At 59.0% G+C, this 23,179-nt stretch carries 8 protein-coding genes; all 8 read left to right on the top strand.

Annotated elements, in window-relative coordinates; all coding sequences use genetic code 11:
- Positions 1-154 precede the first annotated feature (154 nt).
- The 8 genes from G518_RS0109150 to G518_RS0109115 all read left to right on the top strand — a co-directional run bounded on the left by G518_RS0109150 (position 155) and on the right by G518_RS0109115 (position 23,179).
- Positions 155-904, top strand: coding sequence for an electron transfer flavoprotein subunit beta/FixA family protein (locus G518_RS0109150; protein WP_028602279.1), 750 nt, complete (start codon positions 155-157; stop codon positions 902-904).
- Between the two features lie 100 nt (positions 905-1,004).
- The gene (locus G518_RS0109145) at positions 1,005-1,937 is read left to right on the top strand and encodes an electron transfer flavoprotein subunit alpha/FixB family protein (protein WP_028602278.1); all 933 of its coding nucleotides are present in this window, start codon (positions 1,005-1,007) and stop codon (positions 1,935-1,937) included.
- A gap of 143 nt (positions 1,938-2,080) precedes the next feature.
- Complete coding sequence (locus G518_RS0109140) at positions 2,081-3,886, top strand: acyl-CoA dehydrogenase (RefSeq protein WP_028602277.1); 1,806 nt, start codon at positions 2,081-2,083, stop codon at positions 3,884-3,886.
- Between the two features lie 348 nt (positions 3,887-4,234).
- Positions 4,235-5,191, top strand: coding sequence for an NAD(P)H-dependent flavin oxidoreductase (locus tag G518_RS0109135; protein WP_028602276.1), 957 nt, complete (start codon positions 4,235-4,237; stop codon positions 5,189-5,191).
- Between the two features lie 404 nt (positions 5,192-5,595).
- Positions 5,596-6,273 carry a hypothetical protein gene (locus tag G518_RS38365; RefSeq protein WP_156909327.1) on the top strand — a complete coding sequence of 226 codons (678 nt, stop codon included), beginning with the start codon at positions 5,596-5,598 and terminating at the stop codon, positions 6,271-6,273.
- A 5-nt stretch (positions 6,274-6,278) separates the two neighbouring features.
- Positions 6,279-6,608: an RES domain-containing protein gene (locus G518_RS34470; protein ID WP_028602275.1), complete on the top strand. Its 330-nt coding sequence runs from the start codon at positions 6,279-6,281 to the stop codon at positions 6,606-6,608.
- Between the two features lie 504 nt (positions 6,609-7,112).
- Entirely contained in the window at positions 7,113-8,717 is a 1,605-nt protein-coding gene (locus tag G518_RS0109120; protein WP_211231690.1) for a ShlB/FhaC/HecB family hemolysin secretion/activation protein, read from the top strand.
- A 38-nt stretch (positions 8,718-8,755) separates the two neighbouring features.
- A complete protein-coding gene (locus G518_RS0109115; RefSeq protein ID WP_028602273.1) occupies positions 8,756-23,179 on the top strand; it encodes a two-partner secretion domain-containing protein in 14,424 nt (4,807 codons plus the stop codon).

The raw sequence follows: 23,179 nt of genomic DNA, 5'->3' as shown, positions 1-23,179 counted from the left end.
TGCCTACGGGGTTGAGTCGCGAACGTGTCCTGAGATTAGGACACGCTCAAAAAGCGAGCCAAGCTCTGAACTAGAATGTTTGATTAAGGCCGGTGGGGGCGTCTCATAGAGCGCGCCCGGTCACGTATTTCAAAACCAGCAGGAGATGTCTTAAATGAAAGCACTCGTCGCCGTCAAGCGCGTGGTGGACTACAACGTGAAAGTGCGTGTCAAGAATGACGGCACAGGTGTAGACATTGCGAACGTGAAGATGAGTATGAACCCCTTTGACGAAATTGCCGTCGAAGAGGCTGTTCGCCTGAAAGAAAAGGGCGTGGTCACGGAAATCATTGCGGTCTCCTGTGGCGATGCCAAGTGCCAGGAAACCTTGCGCACAGCCATGGCCATTGGCGCTGATCGCGGCATTCTGGTCGAAACTGATGCGGAGCTGCAGCCCCTGGCCGTTGCCAAGCTGCTCAAGGCCTTGGTCGACAAAGAACAACCCCAACTCATCATTCTGGGCAAACAAGCCATTGATGATGATGCCAACCAAACCGGCCAGATGCTCGCCGCTCTGGCGGATCTGCCCCAGGCCACTTTCGCCAGCAAGGTAGAGATCGAAGGCGACAAAGCCAGCGTCACCCGCGAGGTAGACGGCGGCCTTGAAACCATCTCCATCAGCCTGCCAGCCGTCATCACGACCGACTTGCGTCTGAACGAGCCACGCTACGTCACTTTGCCCAACATCATGAAGGCCAAGAAGAAGCAGCTCGACGTGTTCAAGCCCGATGACCTGGGTGTTGATGTCGCTCCTCGCCTGAAAACCCTGAAAGTGGCTGAGCCTCCCAAGCGCGGCGCCGGCATCAAGGTGCCAGATGTTGCCACCCTGGTGGACAAGCTCAGGAATGAAGCCAAGGTGATCTGATGCGACTCTGCCAGCATTTGGCGTTGAGCGTTCAACGCCAGAAGCCGGCAGATCCCACAGAACACTGAAAGCCCAATGCCCAACTCAAGGATTTGAAGACATGACCACTCTCGTCATTGCTGAACACGATAACGCCAGCATCAAAAGCGCCACTCTCAACGCCGTTACCGCCGCAGTAGCCTGCGGAGGCGATGTGCACGTGCTGGTCGCTGGCCACAACGCCCAGGGCGCTGCTGATGCAGCCTCCAAAGTAGCAGGCGTCGCTAAAGTACTGCTCGCTGATAGCGCTGCGTTTGGCCACAGCCTGGCAGAAAACGTGGCCGCCCAGGTGCTCGCCATCGCTGGCGACTATTCGCACATTCTTTTCCCAGCTACCGCCAGCGGCAAGAACGTGGCTCCACGCGTGGCTGCCAAGCTGGATGTGGCTCAGATCAGCGACATCATCAAGGTTGACAGCCCAGACACCTTCGAGCGTCCTATTTACGCCGGTAACGCCATTGCCACCGTTCAAAGCGGTGACAAGGTCAAAGTGATCACCGTGCGTACCACCGGCTTCGATGCTGCAGCCACCAGCGGCGGCAGTGCGGCTGTCGAAACCGTGGCTGCTGCTGCAGACGCAGGCAAGAGCACCTTTGTGAAAGCAGAGCTGGCCAAGAACGACCGTCCTGAACTGACCGCAGCCAAGATCGTCGTTTCCGGCGGCCGGGCGCTTGGCAGTGCTGAGAAATTCCAGGAAGTGATGACTCCGCTGGCTGACAAGCTGGGCGCTGCCATCGGTGCCAGCCGCGCTGCGGTGGATGCGGGTTATGCGCCCAATGACCTTCAAGTCGGCCAAACCGGCAAGATCGTTGCTCCTCAGCTGTACGTGGCTGCAGGCATCTCCGGTGCCATCCAGCATTTGGCCGGCATGAAAGACTCCAAAGTGATCGTGGCCATCAACAAAGATGAAGAAGCCCCGATTTTCAGCGTAGCCGACTACGGTCTCGTGGCTGATTTGTTCACCGCAGTACCCGAACTCGCCAAAGCACTCTGATCCTTCTAGGGGTAACTAACATTGCTCCTAGGCCAAGCGGCGTTCAGCAGTTGTGCGGACGCCGTTTTTTTTGCTTCGGGATTTTGCCGAGGCATGAATCGCTCCCTATGGCGATGATTGAGAATTGAAATTACGGAGACAACATGAGTTTCAAAGCACCCGTCAAGGACATGCTGTTCAACATCGAGCATCTGGCACGGATAGACCAGATTGCCTTGATCCCCGGCTTCGAGGATGCAGGCCTGGAAACGGCGCAAGCAGTTCTTGAAGAGTGCGCGCGCTTCAACGAAGGCGTTACAGCACCCCTCAACGTGGAAGGCGATCTTGCTCCTTCTTCACTCAAGGACGGCGTGGTAACCACCACCCCCGGATTCAAGGAAGCCTTCAAGCAGTATGCGGAAGGCGGCTGGCAGGGCCTGCAGCATCCTGGAGAATTCGGCGGGCAAGGCTTGCCCAAGACCATTGGTGCGGCATGCGGAGAAATCCTCAATTCCGCCAACCTCAGCTTCGCCCTGTGCCCTCTTCTGACAGACGGCGCCATTGAGGCTCTGCTCACAGCCGGGAGCGACGAGCTGAAAAGCGTCTACCTGGAAAAACTGGTCGCTGGTCAATGGACCGGCACCATGAACCTGACCGAGCCTCAGGCGGGTAGCGATCTGGCTCTGGTGCGCACCCGCGCCGAGCCAAAGCCTGACGGCACGTACAGAATCTTCGGCACCAAGATTTTCATCACCTATGGTGAGCATGATATGGCCGAGAACATCGTCCATTTGACGCTCGCACGCGTGGCAGGCGCTCCTGAGGGCGTTAAAGGCATCAGTCTGTTCGTGGTGCCCAAGTTCCTGGTGAAGCCAGATGGCTCGCCTGGCGCCCGCAATGACGTTCACTGCGTCAGCATCGAACATAAGATGGGTATCAAGGCCAGCCCCACTGCAGTGCTGCAGTTCGGAGATGGCATTGGTGAGGCCTCAGAACCCGGAGCAGTAGGCTACCTGGTTGGCGAAGAGAACCGAGGCCTTGAATACATGTTCATCATGATGAACGCCGCCCGCTATGCAGTGGGCGTGCAAGGTATTGCCGTGGCGGAAAGGGCCTATCAAAAAGCTGCCGCCTTCGCCAAGGAGCGCGTACAAAGCCGCCCGGTTGACGGAAGCGTGAAAGGCAGCGCAACCATCATTCACCACCCGGACGTGCGCCGTATGTTGATGACCATGCGCGCTTTGACTGAGGGCAGCCGCGCCATGGCCAGCGTGGCCGCCGCAGCCTACGATGCCGCGCACCAGCACCCCGATGCAGAAGTGCGCCGCGAAAACCAGACTTTCTACGAATTCCTGGTGCCCCTGGTTAAAGGCTACAGCACTGAGATGAGCCTGGAAGCCACCAATCTTGGCGTGCAAGTGCACGGCGGCATGGGTTTCATAGAGGAAACCGGCGCTGCGCAGTACTACCGCGATGCCAAAATCCTGACCATCTACGAAGGCACCACCGCCATTCAGGCCAATGACCTGGTCGGGCGCAAAACAGCGCGTGATGGCGGGCAGACCGCCTTGGGCCTGGCTGCGCAGATTGAGGTCACTGAGAAAGAACTGGCTGCCGGCAGCGCTGATGCCCAGGCCGTAGGCAAACGCCTGGCCGCCGCTAGAAACGCCTTTACGGACGTGGTGAACTACATAGCTGCACAGGCCAAGAGTGATCCGAATGCTGCCTACGCCGGTAGCGTTTCCTACCTCATGCTGGCCGGCAATCTGGTGGCTGGCTGGCAGATGGGCCGCGCCTTGCTGGTGGCTGAACAGCAGTTGGCCAAAGGCCATGAAAAAGTGTTCATGCAAGCCAAAATCACCACCGCACGGTTCTACGCTGATCACATCCTCACACGCGCGCCAGGTCTTCGCGATGCCATTGTTGAGGGCGCGCAAAGCGTGTCCGCGCTGGCGATCGACGAGTTCTGACCATTTGAAACCCAGATCTCTGCGTATTCCTATCCCTGTTTCGCTGATTCCGAAGGGGTGATCCTGCCAATACTAGGCGGGTCATCTCCGAAAAGCCTAAGGGTTCGTTCGGGAGTAGGTTGTGCATTTGGACCGAGGAGTCGGGATGAGCTGCAAGGCGCAAAGCGTGCGGTGTAGCCCAACTACACAAACGATTTGCAACGCTGCAGATCGCCCGAATCCGATGAATCAAATGTGCAAGTTATTTCCGAATGAGCCCTTCATCCCCTAGTGTCGTCAATCGGAGGCTCGCAGAGCCATCTGATCGAGACTAGATCCTAAATTCATTCACTAAAAAAGAGCGTCCTCATGTCAAAACTGCCTCCGGTGCTTGCCAAGTTGAAGTTCCCTGTGATCGGTTCACCATTGTTCATCGTCAGCAATCCCCAGCTGGTGATCGCCCAATGCACCTCTGGCGTTGTTGGTTCCATGCCTGCGCTCAATGCCCGCCCGGCCGCGCAGCTGGATGAATGGCTGGCGGAAATCACAGAAGCGCTTGCCGCCTGGGACAAAGCCAACCCAGACAATCTGGCCGCGCCTTTTGCCATCAACCAGATCGTGCACAAAAGCAATGATCGGTTGGAGGAAGACATGGCCTTGTGCGCCAAGTACAAGGTTCCAGTCATCATTACCAGCCTGGGTGCTCGTGAAGACGTGAACCAGGCAGTGCATTCATGGGGCGGTGTGGTGATGCATGACGTGATCAGCAACGTCTTTGCTCGCAAGGCTATTGAAAAAGGCGCAGACGGCCTGATCGCCGTGGCAGCAGGTGCAGGCGGCCATGCCAGCACCAAGAGCCCATTCGCCATGATCCAGGAAATTCGCCAATGGTTTGACGGCCCCTTGGCCCTGTCTGGCTCCATCGCTTCAGGCGGCGCCGTTCTGGCGGCGCAGGCCATGGGTGCAGATTTTGCCTACATCGGTTCCGCCTACATTGCCACGCACGAAGCGCGCGCAGTAGAGGACTACAAGAAGATGATCTGCGAAAGCAACTCAGACGACATCGTCTACAGCAATTTCTACACCGGTGTGCTGGGTAACTACCTGAAAGGCAGCATCCGCAATGCCGGCATGGACCCAGAGAATCTGCCACAAAGCGACCCCAGCAAAATGAATTTCGCCGGCGGCGGCTCGGCCAAAGCCTGGAAAGACATCTGGGGCTGCGGCCAAGGCATTGGCGCGATCAAGGAAGTGGTGAGCGCTGCTGAATTGACCGCCCGCTTGAAGCGCGAGTACCAGGAAGCCAAGGCCAGGCTGCTGGCATAAAGTCGTTTCGACGATTGAGGCGTGAGACCTATCTATTTCACGCTCTCTTGCGTAGCATTTTTACCTCTCTCCCTCGGAGAGCGATTAATGATGACGCGCCTGCCGGCTTGAGCTCCAGAACCCCAGACTATGAGCTGGTTTTACTCCTTCCCCCGCTGGGGGCGCCCGGCGTAGGGGAAGGTGGGGAAGGGGGCAAGCGGCGTGTCCATGGTGGCGCTTAGCGTGCCCCCTCCGATTGACCGGCTGCGCGCAGCCCGCCCCTAATGGGAGGGGGATCAAGGTCATCAGAAAGACAACGATCACAAGATCTTGTGATCGGCTCAGGATAATTGGATGTCGCAGGTGACATGGTTGACGAAGTTGACAAACTTCGCTACATTGAAAGCTTCAAAAGGAGCCGCCGCATGCCCACCTCAGCCCGAGCACTTGTCAAGAAAAAAATCGACATTCCCGCGTTTGTCGACCACATTCGCGAGGTCAACAAAGAGGCCGCGCGTATCTTCAACGCGCCTTTGGGCAGCGGCAAGAGCGCAAAGCTGTACTTTCGCCAGGAGTTGGCGAGTGTTTTAGACGAGTTGGAGCAAACCGTCAAAGTCTTGCGAGTGGTCACTGTCAGCGCACCCTCGGCCCCGCCTCGAATGCCGACATCCGACGTGGCCAAACTTGCGGACCCAGCTGCAACCCATCAGAAAGACGTTAAAACGGTCTGGGATCTGGACACCACCGAAGCCATGATCAACAAGGGGCAACTGCTGACGCCCGTCGAATTCCAGAACTTGATGGGCTGGGCTAGCCGGCAGGCGGTTTGGAAGGCAGCGGAAGGCCATCGTGTTTTTTATCTGACCCACAAAGCGGAGCGTTACTTCCCTGCGTTCTATGGTGATTCACGCTACGACCGCAAACACCTGGAAGCTGTGACCAAAGTGCTTGGCGAGCTGCCAGGAGGCTCCAAGCTGCAGTTTTTCCTGACCCGCAAGGGATCCCTGGGTGGAGACACACCGCTTCAGGCGCTGGCCGCTGGCCGCGTTGCCAAGGTCAAGGACGTCGCCGCCGCCTTCGCTGAAGTACCGACCCCGGCCTGAGTTTCATGCCGCTTCAACCACCAGCCACCGACTTCTCTGATCTCCCTCTGCACATCAAGGAAATCGCCGTCACGTCGCTCAAGAGAATTGGCCGGCGAAACACCGATGAGCCGTACTTTGGAAGGCACGCAGCCTACCGGTTTGACGATCCCAAGAAACACTTCGGGACATGCTACTGCGGCCAGCAGTTGGACACGGCCCTCGCAGAAACTGTCCTGCACGATGAGGTGTTGCTGGTCAAAGACACCGTTACCTCGGCAGGTGGAAGCACCACAGAAGTATTGGTGCCCAAGGTATACCTGCGTCGGCCGGAACGCCCGCAGGCACTCTGGTAGCTGGCAGCCATGCCACCCCTCCCATCGCTACGGAGTAATTGACGGCAAAGTTGCAGTGAGCACTTTCAGGTCAAGTTTCAAAAAAAAACATAGCCGTAACGCATTGCTAAAGTCTGGCGAGCAAGAGCTGAGCCGTCGCATTTTTTGACTCATATCAATTTGCGATTTCAAAAGACGCATCCTCCGCATCGCGGGAGTGTGCATTACTCCCTTAACACTCGTTGAATTCTTCAGACGCTGAGCTCAAAGCGTCTATTTGGCGCTACGTGCGCTTACAGTTTTTTCAATCGTGTCGAATCAAGTATTCACGCGCATTGATCTCGGTATGAGCTAACTAATAAAAAATTATTCGGTAAAGGAGAGGGTGTGGCGAGGAAGGTGGGTCAGCTTGCGTTAGGTGGGTTAGGTGCGTTATTGCGGTTCTGGGCGATGGTTAGCGTTGTTGCGCCCGTTGCTGCGCAGAATGCGCCGCCAGTTGCCCCTGCGCGAATCATTGAGGAGGGCTTGAGGCGAGAAACCCAGCGCTTGCAGGAGCAACCCAGCGAGCCCGCGCGCGATGCCCTGCAGCCGCCCGGCCCTAAGGCGGTTGTTGGTGAAATTCCACGCGAGACACCTTGCTTTGATATCCAGCGCATCGAGCTGTCGGGGCCGATGGTTGAGAAGTTCGAATGGTTGCGCGATGCCGCCAAACCTTGGCTGCAATCGTGCCTGGGCGTGCAAGGAATACGTCAACTTGCCTCGGCACTGGATGGCGCCTTGTTGGAGGCCGGTTATGCCACCAGCAAAGTCACTTTGCCACCGCAGAACCTGACCGACGGCACGTTGCACATCCAACTGCATGCAGGGCGCATTGCTGCCGTAGAAGGTGAGAGGGGCCTGTTTTGGGAGGGCGCATTTCCCATCGCCTCAGGTGATCTGCTGAATGTTCGGAATCTTGATCAGGGGGTCGAGCAAATGAACCGGCTATCTAGTCGGGTGGTTCAAACTCAGCTTGAACCCGGTCAAGAGCCGGATACCAGCGTGGTCCGTATTGTGAGCAAGCCCACAGGCTCCCGGTTGCGTGGCGGGCTCACACTGGATAACTCAGGCAGTCCCGCTCTGGGGCGTCCCCAATTGAGCGCCAACGTCGCGTTCGACAACCCCACCGGCTTGAATGACCTCATCAGCGCCAGCGTCAACACGAACCTGAAAAACCCCGGCGCAGACCATCGCAGCCAATCTTTGGGCTTGAGCTACAGCATCCCCTGGGGATACAACCTGTTTACGCTAAGCGCCAATGCCACCAGGTTTGCACAGCAGGTGCAACTCACCACGGCATCGGTGACTTCAAGCGGGCGCAGCCACGGTATCGATCTGCGCTGGGACCGCACCGTCTGGCGTAACCAGTCGAGCAAAATGGGCTTGTTTGGTGGGGTTTCGATTCGGCGCGCGCGCAGCTTCATAGATGACGTTGAGTTGGTCGTGCAAAACCGGCGTAACAGCTTCGCCAATCTGGGCCTCAACTACAAGCACCTCTTCAGGCGCGCTAGCCTGGATGCTGAACTCTCTTTTCGCAAGGGCATGGGATGGTTTGGCGCAGAGCCTGATTACGACCGGCAAATTTCGCTGGGCCTTACCTTGCGCCCTCAGATCTGGAATGCCAGTGTGGCGCTTGATGTACCCGATCTGCTCAATCGTCGTGCAAGCGCACAGCCCGGGCAGGCGGTTCGTCCGATAGGCCTGCGCAGCAGTGTGAGGCTCCAATACACCAAGGACACCACGCTCACGCTGGACCAATTCAGCATTGGCAGTCGAGGCACTGTGCGCGGCTTCGACGGTACCTCCACGCTTCTCGCCGAAAGCGGCTTTGCGTGGCGTAACGAATTAACCATGCCACTGCAGATCGGCAGCTTGCCTGCAATGGGCTATCTAGCGGTGGATATAGGTCGTGTTTGGGGACCTTCCAGCGCGCAACTTATCGGCCGACACCTCGCGGGTGTTGCGCTGGGCGTGCGTTCGCAATGGCGCCAGATTCACCTTGATCTCGTGCTCGCCATGCCGATTGCCAAGCCCTCGGGCTTTCGCAGCGCCAGGGTGTCTCCCTACATGTCGCTCACCTATGCGTTTTGAACTGAGCAGCACGCTGTACTCAAAAAAAGAGAATGTCTATGAAACACGCCCGTGAACAAAAACCGCGTCAAACGTGGCTAAAGCGCTTCGCTCGCGGCTTCACCTTGCTGTTCGCAGTGCAAACCGCACTCAGTGCCGTACCGGCCTATGCCCAGCTCGCTGCTTCGCCCACGGCGGATGTGGGTGCCAAGCCCATCATCGATCAGGCGCGCAACGGCACTGGCATCGTTCACATTGCTCCGCCGAACGCGGGAGGTATCAGCCGCAATCAGTACGAGCAGTTCAATGTCGGCAGCAACGGCCTGATTCTCAACAATAGCGCGCAGAACACCAACACTGTCCTGGGCGGGTGGATCGCGGGCAATCCGCAGCTTGGCGCTGTCACGCAACCAGCGCGGATCATTCTGAATGAAGTCACTTCCGCCAATCCAAGTGCCTTGCGTGGCACGATAGAAGTTGGCGGCCAGCGTGCCGACATCATTGTGGCCAACCCGAACGGCATACAGTGCGATGGCTGTGGTTTCCTCAATGCCGGGCGGGCAGTACTCACCACGGGAAGCACACAACTCAACGCCGATGGCTCGGTGCACGGGTTCAGTGTCGAGCGAGGCTCCATTGGCGTTGGGCCTGCTGGTCTTGATGCACGCGGCCTGGAGCAGCTAGACCTGCTGGCGCGTGGTTTGGTGATAGAGGGTGCCATAGCCGGGGACAAGATCAACGCCATTGCTGGGGCCAACCGGGTGCTTTATGGCGATGTCAGGGCCATCACCAACCAGGCCGGTACCGGCCAAGCGCCTAAATTTGCGATTGACATCCGGGACGTCGGGGGCATGTACGCCAATCAGGTCTACATGGTTGCCACTGACAAAGGCGTAGGCGTTAACAGCAGTGGGCGCTTGGCGGCGCTCGAAGGTAGTCTCACGCTGAGCGCCGATGGCGATTTGCGGGTGGGCAATGCCTACGGTAAACAGGGCGTGCAACTCGCTTCCGCCGGCGGCAACGCGGAGGTGCGTGGCAACGTGGTGTCCGAGGCTGATGTCAGGATCACCAGTGCGCGCGAGGTACGTAACGAAGGCACCATACAAGCCGCGCAACGTGTTCGGCTGGATGCCCCTGTTATCGACAACCGTGGGGTTATTCATCAGGCCTCCACCACTGAAGATCTCGTTCTTTCCCCTGTAGAGCGACTCTCCAACCGCGGGCAGATCTATAGCGCGGCCGGCCTGCGCATTTCGGCTCAAACCGTGACGGGTGAAGGGGATGGAAAAACAAGCTCTATTTCCTCAGAGAAAGATCTGTCGATTCAAGCAGATACCGTGGCGCTGTCCGGTCAAACCTTGTCCTCCAACCAGAGCTTGCATCTGAGTGGCAACCAAGTGAGCATCACCTCCAGCACCGTTCAGGCGGTGGGAGAGGTGACGGCGCAGGCATCTGGCACGCTTGACCTGAGTGGTAGCCAGATCTCATCTAACAACAGGGTCAATGCCACGGGCGATTCTGTTCGCCTTGTGGGTACCGGTGTTCGCTCATCTGGTGCTTTGCTCATCAACGGGAATAAAGACATTGATGCACAGAGTGCGCTTCTGCAAGCGGGTACTGAGGCACACCTGAGTGCCCAGCACGTGAGCACGCGCGGGGCCACGGTGGTCAGTGAGCAGGTCAGCGTTGCCAGTACAGGCAGCCCGCTCGACAACGTTGGCGGCCAGTTGGTTGGCACGCGCACGCTAAGTGTGAGCGGCATTGGTATAGACAACACCGGTGGCGCTCTGCAATCCAACGGGAATCTGAACCTGAGCGTTGGCGGTGGCGTTTTGAGCAACAACCAGGGCACCATCTCGGCGGCGACTGTCACTCTGTCTGGTGTTGGCCAACTGAGCAACCGTGGTGGCTACCTTGTGACACAGAGCGATCTGAGTTTGAGTGGCCCTCTGGATAACCAGGGCGGTACGCTGGGTACCGCCGGGTCCCTTACGGTTCTGACTGGTGGTGGCGAGCTTAACAACCAACAAGGCAATATCGGCGCGGGCAGAGGCGTTTCTATAGCAACCTCGGGTGGCGGCCTCAACAACCAAGGCGGCGCTATACATGCTGGAGGCGCATTGGCGCTCGATACAGGCGCACTCGACAACACTGCAGGTTCGATTGGTGCGGTAAGTGGCGCCACCGTACGGGCAACTACCATCCATACTGCTGGCGGCACCGTAGCCGCTGGTGCAGGTTTGCGAATAGATGCCGACGCGCTCGAAGCCAGCCAAGCTCGCATAGGGGCAGGTTCCGATCTGACACTGAACATTGCCCGCGATGCCTCGCTGAATGGCGCTACCTTGAGCGCCGGCAGCAACCTGGGTCTGAGCGCGCAAACCATTCAATCCCAGGGCACCACTGCCACAGCCGGCGCCAATTTGAATCTTGTGGGCCAGAGCTTGACCGGTGGAACTTGGTCTGCTGCAGGGAACTCCACCGTAGCCATGCGCGGCCCGTTGGACATCAGCGGCGGAGCGCTATTGGCCGGTGGTCAATTGGCTGCCAGCGGCAACGGCATCACCACCGATGGCGCCAAGGTCGTCGGCTCACAGGTGTCGCTTGATGCCGGGGAGGGTGAACTCAGTAACGTTGGCGGCCAGATCGTTGCAACCGGTGCGCAGGCGGACGCATTGTCCATCCAGGCCCGTGGCGTAAACAACCAGAGCGGCTCCATAGCCAGCGCAGGCGGTGCGTGGATTGATGCGCGGGGTGCAGCGTTCGACAACCGCGGTGGTAGCGTCGAAGTCATTGGCGATCTCGCACTCACCAATGCCCAGGTGCTCAATCAGGGCGGCTCCATGTCGACCAAATCGGACCTGACCCTCATCGGCCAGGCCATCGACAACCGTGGCGGCCGCTTGCAGACCGGCGGCAATCTGACCATAGACACCAAGGGCCAACGCTTGGACATCAGCCAAGGCGTTCTGCTGGCAGAGAAAGAGGCTGACATCCGTGCTGGTGAATTGACTGCATCTGGGGCCACCATTGCCGGCGGCACCGGTCTCACCGTGCGTGCGGACCAGATGAATCTGAACGGCGCACGCGTCATCAGCGGCGGCGCCGCAGACGTGCAGGCCAACGGTACGTTGCTTGCGCAGGGCAGCCAATGGGCAGCCGAAGACGCCTTGAGCATCAGTGCCAAAGATATCGATGCAACGCGCGCCAACATCGTCTCCAATGAATCGGTTTCGTTGCATGCAGATCGCAAGCTGAACCTCGACAACGCCCTGGTAGCGGCCCAGGGGCCTCAATCCAGCGAAATTCGTATCCAGGGTGGCGAGGTAACTGCCAACAGCCTGCGCGCTACGACTGACGGCCAACTGGTGATCCGCTCAGCGGGGAACCTGGCAATGAATGGCGCCCAACTGCTGGTCGGAAAAAATACCGAACTCGAGGCTGTCGGCCAGATGGGCCTGAAAGACGCCACTGTTCAGACTGCGAAAGAACTGAGCATTAATGCGGCCTCATTGACCGCTTCGGTCGCTCGTTTGTCTGCAGGTGGCTCATTGCAAGCTACGGCAGCAGAAGGCCTGCTGGATCTCGATCGCGCCCGGGTCGTCGCTGGTGGGCAAATGAATCTCTCTGGCCAGAGCGGTATTCGCGCCAGCGAGGCCAAAATCAGCGCTGTAGATGATGTTCGCATGGTGTCGAGCGCGGGCGACTTCGTTGCTCAGGGCGCCACGGTACAAAGCGACGCTGGTGGCGTGACCGTGCAGGCGCGAAGCATTAACTTGCAGGCCCCACTCAATGCTACCGGGCAGCCCACCAGTGGTGTGTTGGCGGTGGGTGACATTGAATTGAAGGCCAGCCAGGATGTTCTTCTTGGCGGCACTGTTATAGCTTCTGAGAAAGCCATAGGCATTCAAACCCAGGGCGCGGTATCCACCGCAGGGGCCACTGTGGTGGCTGGCACCGATGCCAGCCTGCAAGGCAGCACGCTCAATAACGAGGGTGGCCGCATTGATGCAACCGGTGCTTTGAATATCGCTCTCAGCGGCGACACCTTGAACAACCGTCGAGGTCGCCTCAGTGGGCAGACCAGCCTGTCTATCACCTCGGAAGCAGGCAGCTTCACCCAGTTTGACAACAGCGCAGGTTCGATCCAGACCCAAGGTGCACTTTCCTTGGCCACGACGTCCCTGAACAACCGTGCCGGCCAGATCGTCGCCGAGCAATCGCTCACATTGCAAGGTGGTGCAATTGACAGCACTGACGGCATGCTTGCATCCACAGGAGACGTGCGTATTGACACCGGCGGTGCCGCATTCACTGCTGATCGCGCCCGCGTGCTCAGCCAAGGCGGCCGTGTTGATCTTGTCGCTGGTGATCTGCTGCTTGCGAAGGCTACCGTGGCTTCCGGTCAGGCCGTGGAAGTGCATGGGTCTTCCGTGCGCGCGAACGACTTGGTCATGGGCGCCAAGTTAGGCGATGCAGTGCTGGATGTGGGCCAAGGTGAGGCCGATTTGCAAGGCGCCACCCTTCAGGCGGCAGGTGATGTACGCCTGATCGCTGGCCAGACCAATCTCTCGCAGGCCGGCCTGTCAGCGGGTGGGGCCATTGATGCACAGACCAGTTCACTGCAAGCCGATGGCAGTCAATGGCAGGCGCAGAAGAGCCTGAATGTTTCCGCCAGCCAAGGCGCCATTCGTGCTTCCGGGGCGAAATGGGTGGCCGGTGAAAACGTGGGTATGCAGGCCGCTAACGGCATTGATATTTCCAACGGGCTTGTGGCGGGGGAGCAGGTGGCCTTGGATGCGGGCACAGGTCTTTTGAACAACCAGGACGGCACCCTTATTGCCAGCAGTGCAGGCACACCCGGAACAGCCTCTCTGGTTCTGCGTGGGCAAGGCCTGAACAACCAAGCCGGCCGCATTGAATCAGCGGGAGATCTGCAGGCTATCGCCGGTACCGGCGCGCTGAACAACCAGCAGGGCAGCTTGCTCGCAGCCGGAGCCATGGCACTGGAAAGCCAGGGCTTGGACAACCGCCAAGGCACCGTGGCTTCCAATGGTGATCTGACGATCGCTGCACGCCAGGGCAGTGCAGACCCTCTTGCGACCCAGCTCGACAACACCGGCGGCACCCTGCGCAGCGTGCAAGGCGCGCTCAACGTGCAGGCCGGCAACATTTTGAACCCAGGCAGTGCGAACCCAGGCGGCAGTTCCAGCGTTATTGCAGCAGCCACGGATATCACCCTGAATGCCAGTGGGCGCATCAGCAACAGCGCCAATGACATCGTGGCTGGCAACAACCTGAGCGTGACCGCCGTTGGGGCGGTGGACAACGCCTCCGGCAGGCTGCTTGCGATTGGCACCGCCAGTGTGCAAGGCTCCAGTATCAACAACGCGGGAGGCCAGATCGCAGCCAATGAGCGTGCTGACGTCACGGCCAATTCAGGCGGTATCGACAATACCGCTGGCTCGCTCCAGGCCGGTGGGGATTTGAGCGTTCATTCTGCCGGCGATCTCACCAGCACCGGGGGCCAGATTCACTCCGGTGGCGAGCTCCAACTGCAAGCCGCCGCCATGAGCTTCACGCAAGGCAAGCTCTCCGCGCAAGACGGTGCTTCGCTCGTCGTTAGCAGCTTCGACGGAGCGGGTAGCCAATTATCCAGCGGCGGGGTGCTTAACCTACAAGCTGGTTCCGGTGCGGTTCAACTTGACCAGGCCCAACTCTCCGCAGTGGGCACCCTTGACGTGCAGGGTGGAAGCACCCGCATGGCCGATGCCATCTTGCAAAGCGGCGGTAGCCAAACGCTGGTCGTGCAAAGCCTCACGGCGCCGCGCGCCCGCTTGGAAAGCGGCGGTGTACTGGAGGTCCGTTCCACCGGCGCTGTAGATCTCAACGCTGGCCAATTGCTTGCCACTGGTGATGTCAGGGTACAGGGCACAGATCTCAAACTCCGGCAGGCCCAGGTAGCCACGGGCCGAGATGCTCGCATCACAGGGCAGAACATCGATGCGCATCAGATCGAAATCAGCGCCACGCGTGACGCTGCTCTCGTGGCCGCGCAGGCCCTGGATTTTGGTGGAAGCACCATCGCAGCCGGGCAAGACTTGCGCGTGGGCGGCACGCAAAACGTGGTCTCCGGCGGTGCCTCCTTGCAAGCAGCGCGTGACATCGACGTCAGCGTTAGCGGCCTGCTTACGCTGGGCCAAGCCAATTTCCAATACCAAGCTGGCCGAGATCTGGCCCTGAGCGCTGACAGCATTGACGTGGCTGGTCAGAGCCTAAGCGCCCGCAACCTCAGCGTCGTCGCCCGCACAGGTGAATTGAACAATGAAGGCGGCTCACTCACTGCAGCAGGAGAACTCATAGCCAGAGGGCAGGGCGTACGCAACACGGCGGGCACGCTCGCCGCCAATGGTGTCGCCACTGTGGATGCTGGCAGCGGCACCCTGGACAACCGCTCCGGCACCATCTACAGCGCCGAGAGCAGCGTCAGCGTGGCGGGCCAACACATAGATAACCGTGGAGGCACGCTGGCAGCCGCTACCAACATTGGCATCAGCGGTGGCTCCCTGGACAACCGCGGCACCACCATTGCCGCCAATGAAACCTTGGATATTCGCCTCTCCGGCCAGTTAAACAACAGCTCGGGCGGCCAACTGCAAGCTTACGGTGCAGGTTCCAGCACCGTTTCTGCCGGGCAAGGTATCGATAACCAGGGCGGCCAGATCTCCACTCAGCAGAGCCTGAGCGTGGATGCCGGCACGGGAAACCTGGTGAACTCGGATGGTTCAATCCAATCTTTGGCAGCCTTGAGCGTCGCCGGTTGGGACATACGCAACCGCAACGGCAGCATCATTGGCCGTGAAAGCCTGAGTGCCATAGCCAGCGGTACGCTCGACCACGCGGCCGGCGCCACCATGGGCAGCGAGTCAGGCGCTGTGCACATTACGGCTGGCACCTTAGACAACACCGGTAACACCCTCCAGTCGGCCACCGATCTGAGCATCAGCGCGGGGAGCATCCAAAACGGCAGCAGCGGCACGCTGTCTGCCACCAATCAACTGGCTATCACCCTACAGGGCGGCACTCTGGACAACCGCAGCGGCTTGATCGCCGGGCGCGACGTTTCCATACAAGGCCAAGGCGGCATCCAGAACCAAGGCAGCGTGATCAGTGGTCTGAACAGCGTCAATCTGGCCGCGGGATCCGTGAACAACACCAGTGGCGTGATTGAGTCCGGCATTGGCGGCATTCGCATCGACACCGGTGACGGGGTGCTTACCAACACCGCCAGCGGCACCACGCGAGGCATCGTCAGCGAAGGTGGCATACAGATCACTACCGGCACCTTGAACAATGCCGGCGGCTATGTGGGTGCCAATGGTCAACTTGGCATTGATGCCAGCAGCGGTATCGACAACCGCTTAGGCACATTGCTTGGCCTGGCAGGTGGCGCCATAAGCACAGGCGGTACGCTGGACAACACCTCCGGCAGCATTACCAGCGCCGGCAACCTTTCCGTGAACGCGGCTCAGTTGAGCAACACCGGCACCAGCGCCATCTATGCCGCCGGTGACTTGAGCGTGACCGCAACCAGCATAGACAACAGCGGCACCCATGACGGCAGCTACGCTTACGGCCTGCTCGCAGGCGGCAAGTTGAATGCCAATGCCACCAGCATCAACAATGCGGGCGGTGCCATTGTGGCTTTGGGCGATGTAGACATTCGCGCTTCCACTGAACTGGACAACCGCAATGGAAAAATCGCTGGCGACAACGTCAGTGTGAATACCGCTCGCCTCGTGAACACAGGTGGCCGCATCGACGCCACCAAGATGCTCAGCCTCGAAGCGCCTGATTTCAGCGCCGATGGCGTAGTAGCAGGCGGCGCGGGCCTCACGCTCCGCACCCAGGGGGATTACACCAACACCGGTACGGTGGCCACCAACGGCAACCTGAACATCGAGACCACGGGCAACTACACCAACCAGGGAACAGTAAGCGCCACCAATCATTTGGATTTGCGGGCTGCCAACCTGGATAACCAGGCTGGCGCCTCCATCATTGCCGCCAGCACAAGCATCGGCGTTACCGGCACCGTTAACAACGCCGGGTTGATCAACGCCAGCAGCGGCGCCACTACCATTGAGGCGGCCACCGTGAATAACCAGGTCGGCGGGCGCATCTACGGCGGTAGTGTCAGCATCACGGCTGGGGAGATCAATAACGAATCTACCTCCGTCATTGCCTCGCGCAGCGGCGATCTCACCCTGACTGGCGCGGTGAACAACGAGCCCGATGCCTTGTTGTTGAGCTTGAACCACCTCAACGTGAACGGCTCGCTGCGTAATGTGGGCGGCAAAGTCAACGCTTGGGGCAACATCACCGTCAGCGGCCAGGTCACCAATGAAAACGCTGGCCTCCAAACAGAGCAGCAGAGCAGTACCACCGCACTGAACAAGGTCTTCTACGCACCTTCCACCAGCCCTGGTACACGCTATGCCCAGGAAGATATCCGCTTCGTTTACTGGGGTGATCCACAGGCTGTTGTAGTACCCAGCCAGAATTATCCATTCGATCGTTACGGTGCTGAGCCGTACAAGCCCACCTATGTAGTTCCCTGCTTGGACTGCGATGACACCAGAACGCCGTACTACGCAGACAACCATGCTGTTTGGGCCACCTTTAATGTAGCCGCGCCAGATTTCAGCGACCTCACTGCGCCCACCATGCCGCTTACCGGCCCGGGCGCGAACGGAACCTGCCTGGGTTCAGACGGAGAGCGCAGCGGAATGGGCGTGTGCGCAGCGTACTGGACCACCAAAGACATCTACGACGCTGAGGTGAACAGGCGCCGCACGGCCCAGTTGGCTCAACTACAAACCGAGCTCGATGCCTTCAACGCTGATCTGGTTTCGCGCAGGTTTGAAGATTATTTCGTGACCACCGTCACCAGCCAGGAGGTCACCAAGGACGTCGTCATTGCCAGCAAGCCCGGCCAAATCGTGGCAGGTGGTGCGGTCAACTTCAATGGCGGCGGTGTCAACAAAGACAGCTGGATCATTGCAGGCGGGCAGTTTGTCAGCGATGGTGCCCTTATCAACCAGGCCAGCACAGGGCAGAGCACCACCGTCGATCTTGGCAATGTCTATTTAAGCCGCCAGGAACACTGCGGTGCCTTCGGTACCAGCGTTTGCCGTCGTAATGATGCAGCCCTGCCGCTGCCCAGCATCGCCACTTCAAGCGAATTCAATCTGGATGTGCGGCCTGTCACTCCGCCTGCTAACAACGGTGCCCCTGAGAACCAGAGTGCTGGTGCGGGCGCTGTTACGGAAGGCTACGCTGTATCTGGCGTGGTGGGCGGTACACGTCCGAAGCCACTGCCAGTCAGCTCTTCAGGTACGGCGGCCGGCAGCGGCCCTTCCGGTAACGCCAGCACAGGCAGCGGGGTGTCAGACAACTCACAGGCCGGCCAAGGGGTGAATGCCCCTTCCGTTGCTGGTGTGTCCGCGCCAGGCACCTCCGGAGCGGTCAGCGGTGGTGGAACAGGGAGCACGGTTTCCGTTAATGCGGGCGCTGGGCCGCAAGGCCCTAATGTGTCGCTCGCTGGCGTGCAGACAGGGCCAGCGGCAGACCAGCCCCTGCGAGGCAGCGTTATAGCTGACGGCGTGCGCGCCGGCCAGTCTAAAGCCATTGATGCGGTGAAGATGCAGTTCAGCCAAAGCGCTGCTGCTCGCCCACTGCCTCCTATCGCAGTGCCGCCATCCGGCGCGCTCAACCCCAGTGTGCCGCCCCTGCCCATCCGCGGTGACGGCTACACCACCGCTGTGTACGACGGCCAGCTGCAAGTGCCTGGCAGCGCGATGTTCAACGTGAAAGGGGAGCCCAACGCCCCTTACCTCGTGGAAACCGATCCAGCCTTCACGGATCGGCAGAATTTCGTCAGCTCTGACTACTACTTCGACCGGTTGAACCTGGATGGCAGCCGCCTGCTCAAGCGCTACGGCGATGGTTTTGCTGAAGCGCAGCTGATAGATGATCAGATCATGGGCCTCACCGGCAGGCGCTTCATCGGCGGTTATGGTGACAGCCAAAGCCAGTTCAAAGCCCTCATGGATGCGGGCGTGAGCGTAGCCGAACAGTACCAGCTCACCCCGGGTGCAGAGCTGAGCGAAGCGCAGATGCAGCAGCTCACCAGCGATGTGGTGTTGCTGGTCAAAGACACCGTCACCTTGGCAGATGGAAGCACCACAGAAGTATTGGTGCCCAAGGTATATCTGCGACGGCCCCAATCCGGAGACTTAACGCCCCAAGGCAGTCTGGTGGCTGGCAGCGATGTCATCATTCGCGCCCCGGGGCAGAACGTAGTCAATAGCGGCACACTCTATGCCCATGGCGGCAGCACCGGCACGGCCGGCACTGTGAGCATCGAAGGCCGGAACGTTACCAACAGCGGTACCGTGGCTGGCAACCAGATTGGGATCAAGGCCGAGCAAGACATCCTGAACTTGGGTGGCCGCATCACCGGCCTGGGCCAGGAGAGCAAACCTTCCGTGATCGCCTTGCAGGCGGGCCGCAACATTGAGTTGCGTACTGTCACGCAGAACCTTACCTACACCCAAGGCTCGGCCACCGCCACGGCCACCCTCGGCACCCGCGTAGCCACACTGGCCGGAGACAAAATCAGCCTTGAGGCCGGGCAAGATCTTATTGCCCAGGGTGCAAGAGTGAGGGCAGGAGACATCTTGGTGGCCAGCGCCGGCCGCAACATCGATATTGGCGCCGTGCTTGAAACCCGGGCCGTTGATGTTCAACCCGGCACCGTAGGCTACAAGGGCCGAGAAACCTACTGGAAGCAAAGTGAAACCACAGCCCTGGGCAGCAGCTTCGAAGGCGGCAAAGCGGTTGAAATCAAAGCCGTAGACAAACTCACCGTTACCGGAAGCCAGATTGCCAGCAGCGATGGCAATGTGCGGCTGGAAGGCCAGAGCGTGGATATTCTGGCTGCGGTGACTGACCAGCGCATAGACGTGCAAAGCGTAGGAAACAAACGCTTCCTGCACACAGATACGAAAGCCCAAACCGTCACCGCAAGCGAGATCCGGGCTGGCAACAACGTTGCAATCATTGCCAAAGACGACATCCGGGTGGCAGGCAGCACGGTGGATGCCACCAAGGGGCAAGCCAGCCTCATTGCAGATAAAGACATCTCTATCGAAGCAGTGCGCACGGAGCACAGCCATGCGGTTGAAGGTGCATCCAAAGGCGGCTGGGCACTCTCATCGGTCAAGGGGGAATCGAACAGCACTACCGCCAGCAAGCAGGTCACTGGCAGTGCGGTAGGAGGTAACACCGTACTCATCGATGCTGGCCGAGATGTGAAGGTCAGTGCATCCAGCGTCAGCAGCACGGAAGACCTGGCCATCGTCGCCAAGCGTGACATCACCATTACGGGCGAGCAGAACCTCCACACCGCAAACAGTGCTTATAAAGATCAACGCAGCGGATTCTTCGGCTCCGGTGGAAATCTTGCGGTGGGCAACCAAAGGATGGAAGGCCAAGCGCAAAGCACGGCTACCGTCACAGAGCGCGCCATCGTCGGCTCGCTCGCTGGCAACGTCAGCATCAATGCTGGGGGAACTTATACCCAGAAAAGCAGCGATGTACTGGCTGCTGGCGATGTCACCATCAAAGCCAAAGACATCCAAATACTGGCGGATGTAGACAGTACAAGCCAGGCGCAACAGTTCAAGTCCAGCCAGAGTGCCATCACCCTGGGCATGGGCGCAGGCGGCATCATCAGCCAAGGGGCCAGTGTCATGCAAAACGCAGATGCTGCTGTCCAAACCGACAGTGACAGGGCGGGCACGCTGCGGGCCGTGGCTGCTGGGCGAGGCCTGTACGACATGAGCCAAAAGTTCAAACCCGGAGCAGATGGTGTGTCTGGATCAGGCGATCAGCAGGGTTTTACGGGCGGCATCCGCCTGGGCGTGGAATCAAGCCGAAGCGAAAGCAGCTTCGCAGCGCACAGTGAGACCGTGCAAAACTCCACCATCACCGGTGGGGGCAAGGTTACGCTGCAAGCAGATAGCGAAAGCGGCAGCATCGTCTCGCGCGCGGCCACGGTGCAAGGCAAGGAAGTGAGCCTGAGTGCCCACACCATCGATCTGGGCGCGCAGCAAACCCAAGCGAGCAACAGCAGTAGCAATCAAAGCAGTGGCTGGACAGCCGGCGTGACCTACAACGGCGGCTGGAGCTTTGATGCCAGTGCCAGCAGCAGTAAGGGCCAAGCTGAAGGTCAAAGCACCCAACAAGCTAACACCCACATTCGGGCTCAGCAAGGCGTGAGCTTCACCAGCACAGGCGACACCAGCTTGAGAGGTGCACGCATTGAAGGCGAAACGGTCACCGGCAAAGTAGGGGGTAACCTCACCATTGAAAGCCTGCAGGACACGGCTGTGGCCAGTGCTCAGCAAAGCTCCAACAGTGTCAGTTTTGGCTACGGCGGTTCAGGCTCGGGTAGCTATGAAGGAACTCGCGGAGGCATTGGTCTGAGCAGTGGCAACGCCAGCGGTAACTATGCTGGCGTTACCGAGCAAAGTGGCATCGCAGCGGGTAAAGGTGGTTTCGATGTAGAAGTAGCGGGCACTACGCACCTGAAGGGTGGGCTGATCGATAGCTTGGCCGGGGCAGACAAGAACAGCCTAACCACTGGCCGGCTCGTAACAGAAGACATAGCTAACCACAGTCAGTTCAACAGCAGCACCTTTGGGCTGACAGCCAGCTATAGCAGCAATGCCAATGCCAGCGGTAACCTGGGCAATGGCTTGAATGCGCTGCCAGACATTCCGCAGTTTGATAGCAGTAATGATCACAGCAGCACGCGCAGTGCCATCGCAGCAGGCAACATCAATCTCACGCAGGGCACCCAGAAAGAAAACGACCAGCAGATCGCCAGCCTGAACCGGGATGTGGAAGCTGAGCGGAACAAGAAGGCTCTGGATCCACTGCCCGATCTGGGGCGCACGTTGCAGAGCCAGGCTGATACCGCTATGGCTATCCGAGTGGCTGGCCCTGCGCTGTACAACATCGTAGGAGACATCGCTGAGAGCCGCTTCAGTCAAGCCGCAGTGGACTATGAGCGGGCTAAAGCTATGGGTGACACGGCAGGCATGCAGTCGGCGCGGCAGGAGATGGATGCCTGGAGCGAGGGAGGTGTAGGCAAAGTTGTTCTGCACGGGGCAGCTGGTGCCATGCTGGGCAACGTACCTGGAATGGTGAGCGCGGCGGCAAACCAAACGCTGACTCCCTACCTGCAGCAGCAAGCGGAGGCGAAGTTCCCGTATCCAGAAGGCGCCAGTCCTGAAACTAAGAAGGAAATTGACCGCCAGAGAAGCGACTACATGCTGCTGGGCTCCACAGTGGTGGGGGCTATCACGGGAGGTGCGGCTGGGGCCAATGTGACGACTACAGCTACACAGAACAACTACCTGCGGCATACGGAGCAAATTCAACGTTACCGGGCGGACGCTGCATGCCGGGGAGGGGACGATGCAGGGTGCAAGACAAGAGATGCGCTTGATCAAAGAAGCCAGCAACGCCAGGAAGAGATGGTGTCGAACTGCATTGGGGGTGATGCAGCGACATGCCGGGCCAACGTCGCGCAGGCAAGTAGAGATCTCTATGAATTGCACCTCTATGGCATAGAACTGGACAAACAGATAGCGAACGCCACGGATCCCAAAGTGGCGGCCGAACTCAAGGGCATCAAAGCCCAGAATGAAGTTCAAATGAGGCAGGCGGGTAGCATCATCAAGACCGACCTGGGCGAGATTGAGCAAAACAAAGGTGGTCTGACAGCGGGAGAGAGAAATGTCTATTCAGGCCTGAATGCAGGATCAACGCAGGACGGGCTGGACATTCTTTTCACAGGTGGAGCGGCTGCATTGGGCCAGCGTAAGCCTGCGGGGGGGGCAACGAGAGTCAAGACAGCTGAAGAAGTCAAGGCCAACACGGCCGCAGGTGCTCCTGAACGTACCGCAACAGAAGGTCAGACCACAAATACTGGGGCGGGCAACGGTGAAGCAGTTTTTCTTGGCACAAAACTTGGTAATGATGATGCTACCGTGAAGGCAGCAAAGTGGTTGAAGCCTCAAGATGGTTACTATGATGTGGTCATACACGGAGCCCCGGATACTGTCGCCGTTCGCGTCGACGATGGTTGGCAGTTAATTGATCAGCGATCACTATCAGCTTATATTAAGAAACAGCCTGACTATAACGGTGACGCTATCCGGCTAGCTTCTTGTCAAACTGGTGCTTGTGATACTGGATTTGCTCAAAATCTGGCAAATAAGATGGGCGTCCCGGTCATGGCGCCGACTGATACACTATTTGTTTTTCCAAACGGAAAAGCCGTGATTGGACCAAATCAATATACTAATTCAGGGGTATGGAAGATTTTTTATCCTGGAAAGACAAATTAG

The organism is Ottowia thiooxydans DSM 14619, from assembly GCF_000422885.1.
In the GTDB taxonomy this organism is placed as follows: Bacteria; Pseudomonadota; Gammaproteobacteria; order Burkholderiales; family Burkholderiaceae_C; genus Ottowia; species Ottowia thiooxydans.
This window is presented reverse-complemented; position numbering and strand designations above follow the sequence as displayed.